Consider the following 6304-nt stretch of genomic DNA (forward strand, 5'->3'; position numbering starts at 1 on the left):
AGCCAGCTGTGACGACCGCACGTGAGCACCACCTGACCGGCACCGCGCCCCACGCCCCTGACCCCGGCCGCGCCGACGCACCCCAACCCGAAGCTCAACCTGTCGGCGGTACGTCCGCTTCTGCGCCCCGGCGCCCTTGGGCGCGTCGCCGCGGAGCGCTGTCGGCGGCGGTCGCGGTCCTTACCGGGCTCGCGCTCCTCGCCGTTCCCCGGCTGCCCCCCGGRCCCCACAACGTGGGCAGCCTGGTGCAGACGTTCCTGCCGTGGCTGGGGCTGAGCGTGCCGCTGCTGCTCCTGCTGGCCGCCGTGCGACGCTCCCGGCCGGCCGCCGTCGCGGTCCTCGTTCCCGCGGTGATCTGGACCGTACTGTTCGCCGGTGCGATGACAGACAAGGGCGGGACGGGTGGCGACCTCACCGTCCTCAGCCACAATGTCAGCGAGACCAACCGCGCGCCCCGGCAGACAGCCCGGGCCCTCATCGCCTCGGGCGCCGACCTGCTGGCCCTGCAAGAGATGTCGCCCGAAGCGATCCCCCAGTACCAGCGGGCCCTGGCGAAGAGCCACCCCTACCATGAGGTTCACGGCGGCGTCGGGCTGTGGAGCACCCTGCCCCTGCACGGCGGCAGGACCGTACCCATCATGCCGTGGCCGCGTGCCCTGCGCGCCACGGTCGACACCCCCAAGGGCCCCCTCGCCGTGTACGTCGCCCACCTCGCCTCCGTACGCCTCGCGCCCGACGGGTTCGCCACGCGGCTCCGCAATGAGGCCGGCGACCGGCTCGCCGCGGCCGTACGGTCCGAGCGGGCATCCCGGGTCGTGGTGGCCGGCGACCTGAACGGCTCCGCCGACGACACCGCGCTGCGTCCGCTGACCGAGCGGCTACGCTCGACGCAGGAAGAAGCCGGCGCGGGACTCGGCCTGACCTGGCCTGCCGGGTTCCCGCTGGTGCGGATCGACCAGATACTGGTCAGGGGTGTCACCCCGGTCTCGTCGTGGACACTGCCCCGCACCGCGAGCGACCACCTGCCTGCCGCGGCCTCCTTGCGCCTGTGAAGAGCGCGCGCCGCGAGAAGAAGCGAACAGGAGAGCAGTGAGCGTACACATCCTCCTCGTCGAGGACGACGCGACGATCCGCCGGTCCCTCACCCTGGTCCTGGAGCGGTACGGATACCAGGCGTCGACCGCGGCGGACGGGCTGACCGCGCTGGAGATGTTCCGGGCCGGAGGGCATGACCTGCTGATGGTGGATGTGATGCTGCCCCACCTCGACGGCATCGGACTGTGCCACAGGGTCCGCGAGGAGAGTCAGGTCCCGGTGCTGATCCTGTCTGCCCGCGGGGAGGGCATCGACGTGGTCGCGGGCCTGGAGGCGGGGGCCGACGACTATCTCGTCAAACCCGTCGACACCTCCGAGCTGCTGGCACGCATCCGCACCCTGCTGCGCCGCGCCAGCTATCCGGGCACCGACGCGAGCACACCGCCGGACGACGAGGGCATGCTCGTCTTCCGCGACCTGAGCGTCGACACCCGCGGTCTGGAGGTCCGCAAGGGCGGCGAGCTGCTCGCGCTCACCCCCACCGAACTGCGGCTGCTGCTGGAGTTCGTGGCGGCACCCGGCGTCGTCCTGCAGCGCCAGACCCTGCTGCGCACGGTGTGGGACTACGGCTGGGAGGGCGACACCCGCGTCGTCGACCTGGCCGTCCAGCGGCTGCGCCGGAAGATCGGGGCCGAGCACATCGAGACCGTCCGGGGCTTTGGCTACCGCTTCCGCCGCTGACCGGCCCCCAGCCCGCACACCTTTCCACCGCCAGCACGAGACGGACACCGACACCCATGACCGTGCCGCACTCCCCCACGTTTCTGAAGCGCCTCGTCGACCCACGCTCCTTGCGCTGGCAGGTCGCCGCCGGTGTCACCATCGCGGCCTGCCTGATGGCCCTGGGCATCGGGGGTCTGGTCCACCGCACCACCGAGAGCCGCTCCCTGGCGCTCGCCCGCGCCGAGGCACTCGGCTTTTTGCAAGAGGAGGCGAGCCTGGCGCAGCAGCGCGGCACCACAAGGGATCGTGATGAGGGCGGATCCTCGCTCTACATGGGGGACGAGGTACCCGATGAGATCCATCGGCGGCTTGAGTCCGCGGACGGGCCGGTGACCTGGTACGAGGTCCGAGGCGTCGCGGATCGAGCGGCTATGTGGGCGGGTGAGTGGATGGACGGCACGGTGGTCGCGGTCCGCTCCGACATGATCTATGACCTGTTGAGCCGGCGGGCCCTGGACCGGCACATGTACTACGCCGCGCTGGCCACGCTCGCCGTCGTCGTCCCGCTCTCCGCCCTCGCGGCCGAGCTGGTGCTCCGGCGGCTGCGACGGGTCGCCGGTACCGCCCACCGCATCCGGGACGGAGACCTCGACGCGCGCACCGAGGCCCGCCGTCAGGACGAGATCGGACAGATCTCCTCCGCCGTGGACCACATGGCCGACGTCCTGCAGCAGCGCCTGCACAGCGAGCAGCGCTTCACCGCCGACGTCGCCCACGAACTGCGCACCCCCGTCGCCGGTCTGGTCGCGGCCGCCTCCTTGTTGTCCGAGAGCGAGGCCACCGATCTCGTACGCGACCGGGTCCGCGTCCTGCATCACCTGGTGGACGACCTGCTGGAGGTCTCCCGACTCGACTCCGGCACGGAGCACGCGGACATCCAGCCGCTGCCGCTGGCCGAACTGGTGCGGGAGTGCGTGGCCCGCGCCGGCGTCGACGCCCGATTCACGGCGATCGGCCAGCCCGTGGTCAGGACCGACCCCCGCCGCCTCGACCGCATCGTCACGAACCTGCTCGTCAACGCGGAGCGGCACGGTGCGCCGCCCGTCCAGATCGAGGTCCGCGACGCCACCGTCTCCGTGCGTGATCATGGCCCCGGTTTCCCGCCGGACCTGCTCGCTGACGGGCCTCAGCGCTTCCGCACCGCCACGGCCGAGCGGGGCCGCGGCCACGGTCTCGGCCTGACCATCGCCCAGGCGCAGGCGGAGGTGCTCGGCGCCCGCCTGACACTCGCGAACGCCACCCCTCACGGGGCCCTGGCCACGCTCACACTCCCGGTGTCCGACAGCACGGCGCTCCAGCCCTAGATGTATGGCCCGTGAGGTGAGGTCGGGGACGCGGCTGGCGGGTGGTTGTCCTTTCGGTAGGGCCGGGTTCGCTTGTGGGTGATCCCGGCCGCTGCCGGTGCGGCGCGCCAGGTGTGGGACCTGGGTCCAGAAGGCGGTGGCGGCTTCCTTCTTCTCGTACGGGTGGATCTCGCTGCAGGCAAGGCGGGAGTGGTCGTCGGCAGCGGTGTGGAGGCAGCTGTATCCGGTGCCGGAGCGAGTCTTGCGGCCGGCCTGGCGGCACTGGGCCTTGTGGCCGCCGCCGTCGGGGATGTTGCCGAGCTTCTTGATGTCCACGTGCACCAGGTCGCCCGGACGCTCGCGTTCGTGGCGGCGGATGACGCGACCGGTCGCCCGGTCAAGGTGAGTAAGACGGGCCAGCCGGTGGCGGGGCAGGACGCGGTGGACGGTCGAGGGGACCATCCGCAGGTAGTGGGCGATGCGGGCCGGTCCCCACCGGCGCGGAATCCGTACCTTGATGATCCGCCGCTCGGTCCGGGTGGGAGTGCGGCGCGGGCTGTGGTGCGGGCGGGAGGACTGATCGCTCATCTGTGCTTCGCCCAGGGCGCGATAGCGGGCTGCCCAGCGCTGGGCGGTGGTGGGCGAGACCTGGAAGCGTTCAGCGGCCCGGCACAGTGGCCAGCCGTCCTCGACCACAGAGCGGGCCAGACGCAAGACGGCCGGTCCCGTCCACGTCCTCCCAGGACAGAACAGCTAGCCCTCACCTTCAGCGCCGCGGTCCTTGTGGCGGGCGGCGTCTTTTACGGGCTGACGCTCCTGTTCGGCTTCCAGGAGCTCGACAGCGCCACGGAGCTCGACGCGAAGACGCTCTTCGACTTGATGAAGCTCTCCTTCGGCGTGGTCGCCGGGGCCGGTGCGCTCGTCGCGCTGGTCGTCGCCTACCTCCGCCAGCGCGTCGACGAAGCCTGCGCCCACCGCGAAGCCACCCGGCTGCACACCGAACGCTTCTCCCAGGCCGTCGACAAACTCGGCTCGGACTCTCCAGCTGTCCAGCTCGGGGGCGTCCACGCCCTCGCCGACTCGCCGACGACGCACCGGATGACAGCCTGCCCCAGACCCGCATCGACGTCCTGTGCGCCTACCTCCAGCTCCCCTTCACTCCCGACCCTGCGCCTCATCGGCGACCACTACCGCCGCCCCCACGCAGCACATTTGCCCGAGTACCCGAGCTGCCGCGTTCTGATGAGCACCGAGGACCACCTGCACGGTCCAAACCGGCCCCCTCAGCACGCGAGAACGACCAGCTCACCCGCCCGCAGCCCGACCGGTTCGCCGCGGACTTGCACCGACGCCGCGCCCGCGCAGGACCTACTTGCTCTCGACGCGTCCGGCCGGGGCGGGGTCGGCCGTGAGTGCCTCGCACGCGCTCTGCCAGGCGTTGTCAGCGGGGTGGAGCTGGCTGCGGAGGTAGGCCGAGGTGATGCGGCCGACGACGGCGACCCGCTCGGGGCTCTCGTCGGTGGTCTCGGCGGCGTCGTATCCGGGGATCCCTCCCAGTGCGTGCCCCGCGCCGAACAGGGTGAGCAGGGACTTGGGTCCCGGGCCGAGGGTGTAGGGGTCGGCGTGCCAGTCCGGCCCCATGTCCGTGAAGTGCCGGGAGTCGTCCTCGTCGCCGGTGACGATCAGTGCGGGGGTGGTCATGGTGGAGAAGTCGATGGACTTGAAGTACGGCACTGCCTCGCCCATGGGTCCGTTGATCACGTCTCCCCTGCCGGGCGCGGCCAGCAGCACGCCTGTCTTGAGGCGGGGTTCGAGGAAGCTGACCTCCTCCCCGTTGTCTGGGTCGGTGACCTTCGCTCCGAGCAGGGTGCTTGAGGTGAAGCCGCCGAAGGAGTGTCCGGCGATGGCGACCTTGGTGTGGTCGATCCGCCCGGCGAGCAGCGGCACGCTTTTCTCGATCTCTTCGAGCCGGTCGAGGATGTGGGTCATGTCCTGGGCGCGTGAGCGCCAGAAGAAGGGGGCTCCGGGGGCGTCGGCAACCAGGTGGCTCAGGGTCCTGGAGGCGAGGTGGGTGGGCTGGATGACGGCGAAGCCGTGGGCGGCCCAGTAGTTGACCAGCGGCCCGTACCCGTTGAGCGAGGAGAGGTTGTTGGAGGGGCCTTGGCCGTGGGAGAACAGGATGACGGGGAGCCCGGTCCCGGTCTCTGGCGCGGTAACACGGACCTGGAGGTCCACGGGCCGTCCGGGGACGGGCAGGACCACCGGGCCGTAGGACAGGACGGGGACAGGTGCGCCTTGGGTGTCGGCGGCGGGTGTATTCATGATGCGTGGTTGCCCTTCAGTGGTTTGTGCCGCCCGGCGGGCCGGTTCGGCCCGCGTGGTGAGGCGGCCAGGGGATCTCGCTTCGGCCCGGCATGAAGTGGCGCCCCGTTCCGATCGTCGTAGGGAACGGGGCTCTTCTTTGAGCCGTAGCGGGTGGGAGATGCGGCCGGTGTGCATCAGTTGGACCACGATGCGGCCGCCCTCGGTGTCGAGGGCGTCGGCGGCCTTGCGTCAGACGGTGATAAGCGATCAGAGCCGTGGAGGCCCGCTGCCGAAGGTCCTGGGCATGCAGACCAGCTGGCGGGCGTCAGGCGCCTCCTAGGCGGGAGAGGCAGTGGGGGCAAGGACGACAACCTTGCCGAAGACCGTGCCCTTGGCGGCTTCGGCGTGCAGGGCCGGGAGGTCGGCCAGAGGCACCCGCCGGGCGATGTCGACGCGCAGCGCTCCGGAGTCGACCAGCGTCACCAGTCGCGCCAGCTGTGCGGCGTCGCTCCTGACGAAGATGTCGATGCCGCGCACGCCGCGTTCCTCATCGGACGGTGCGGGCATCCACACCGTCGTGTTCACCACTACACCGCCGTCGCGCACCACGGAGGTCAGCGCGGCCAGTTCCATCCGCTCGACGGGCGCGAGGTTGAGTACGACGTCGACCAGCGCCGACGGCTCGGGAACCCCGTGGCCGAACACCTCGTCGGCGCCGAAGGCCTCGACCCGCCCGCTGCTGCGCGGGACCGGCGGTCAGCCTGGCGTGGTCGAAGAGGGCCTGCCAGGCGGTGAGGCCGACCAGCGGCAGCCCGGCCGCGTCGGCCAGTGGGATGCTTGCGGGCGCCGATGTGAGCRGCCGGGCCGGTGCGAGGGCGTATTCCGCTGCCGCGCCGGCC

Annotated in this window: 6 protein-coding genes and 1 pseudogene; 3 read left to right on the plus strand and 4 right to left on the minus strand. The window is 71.4% G+C overall.

Annotated elements, in window-relative coordinates:
• Window positions 1-158 precede the first annotated feature (158 nt).
• Genes AB8Z36_RS27255 through AB8Z36_RS27265 form a run of 3 tightly spaced genes read left to right on the plus strand, consistent with a single transcriptional unit; the run spans window position 159 to window position 3122 of the window.
• Complete coding sequence (locus AB8Z36_RS27255; protein WP_440582007.1) at window positions 159-1052, plus strand: endonuclease/exonuclease/phosphatase family protein; 894 nt, start codon at window positions 159-161, stop codon at window positions 1050-1052.
• 37 nt (window positions 1053-1089) lie between these two features.
• On the plus strand, window positions 1090-1776 hold the full coding sequence (cseB, locus tag AB8Z36_RS27260; RefSeq protein WP_369216030.1) for a two-component system response regulator CseB: 687 nt from the start codon (window positions 1090-1092) through the stop codon (window positions 1774-1776).
• 56 nt (window positions 1777-1832) lie between these two features.
• Window positions 1833-3122 carry a sensor histidine kinase gene (locus tag AB8Z36_RS27265; RefSeq protein WP_369216031.1) on the plus strand — a complete coding sequence of 430 codons (1290 nt, stop codon included), beginning with the start codon at window positions 1833-1835 and terminating at the stop codon, window positions 3120-3122.
• 53 nt (window positions 3123-3175) lie between these two features.
• On the opposite strand, the pseudogene AB8Z36_RS27270 reads toward AB8Z36_RS27265, so the two are convergent.
• The 4 genes and pseudogenes from AB8Z36_RS27270 to AB8Z36_RS27285 all read right to left on the minus strand — a co-directional run.
• Window positions 3176-3854 (minus strand): annotated as a pseudogene (locus tag AB8Z36_RS27270) (helix-turn-helix domain-containing protein); the annotation flags it as partial.
• Entirely contained in the window at window positions 3855-4169 is a 315-nt protein-coding gene (locus tag AB8Z36_RS42350; protein WP_440582006.1) for a hypothetical protein, read from the minus strand. It abuts the pseudogene before it with no gap.
• 300 nt (window positions 4170-4469) lie between these two features.
• A complete protein-coding gene (locus tag AB8Z36_RS27280; RefSeq protein ID WP_369216032.1) occupies window positions 4470-5423 on the minus strand; it encodes an alpha/beta hydrolase family protein in 954 nt (317 codons plus the stop codon).
• A gap of 318 nt (window positions 5424-5741) precedes the next feature.
• Window positions 5742-6110, minus strand: a complete 369-nt coding sequence (locus AB8Z36_RS27285) for a zinc-binding dehydrogenase (RefSeq protein ID WP_369216033.1) — start codon at window positions 6108-6110, stop codon at window positions 5742-5744.
• Between the last annotated feature and the right edge of the window lie 194 nt (window positions 6111-6304).

This window comes from Streptomyces flavofungini, assembly GCF_041028215.1.
Classification (GTDB): domain Bacteria; phylum Actinomycetota; class Actinomycetes; order Streptomycetales; family Streptomycetaceae; genus Streptomyces; species Streptomyces flavofungini_B.

Excerpts from the sequence above, each read along its gene's own strand:
- AB8Z36_RS27265 (WP_369216031.1), top strand. The coding sequence starts at position 1,833 with ATGACCGTGCCGCACTCCCCCACGTTTCTGAAGCGCCTCGTCGACCCA.
- AB8Z36_RS27280 (WP_369216032.1), bottom strand. The coding sequence starts at position 5,423 with ATGAATACACCCGCCGCCGACACCCAAGGCGCACCTGTCCCCGTCCTG.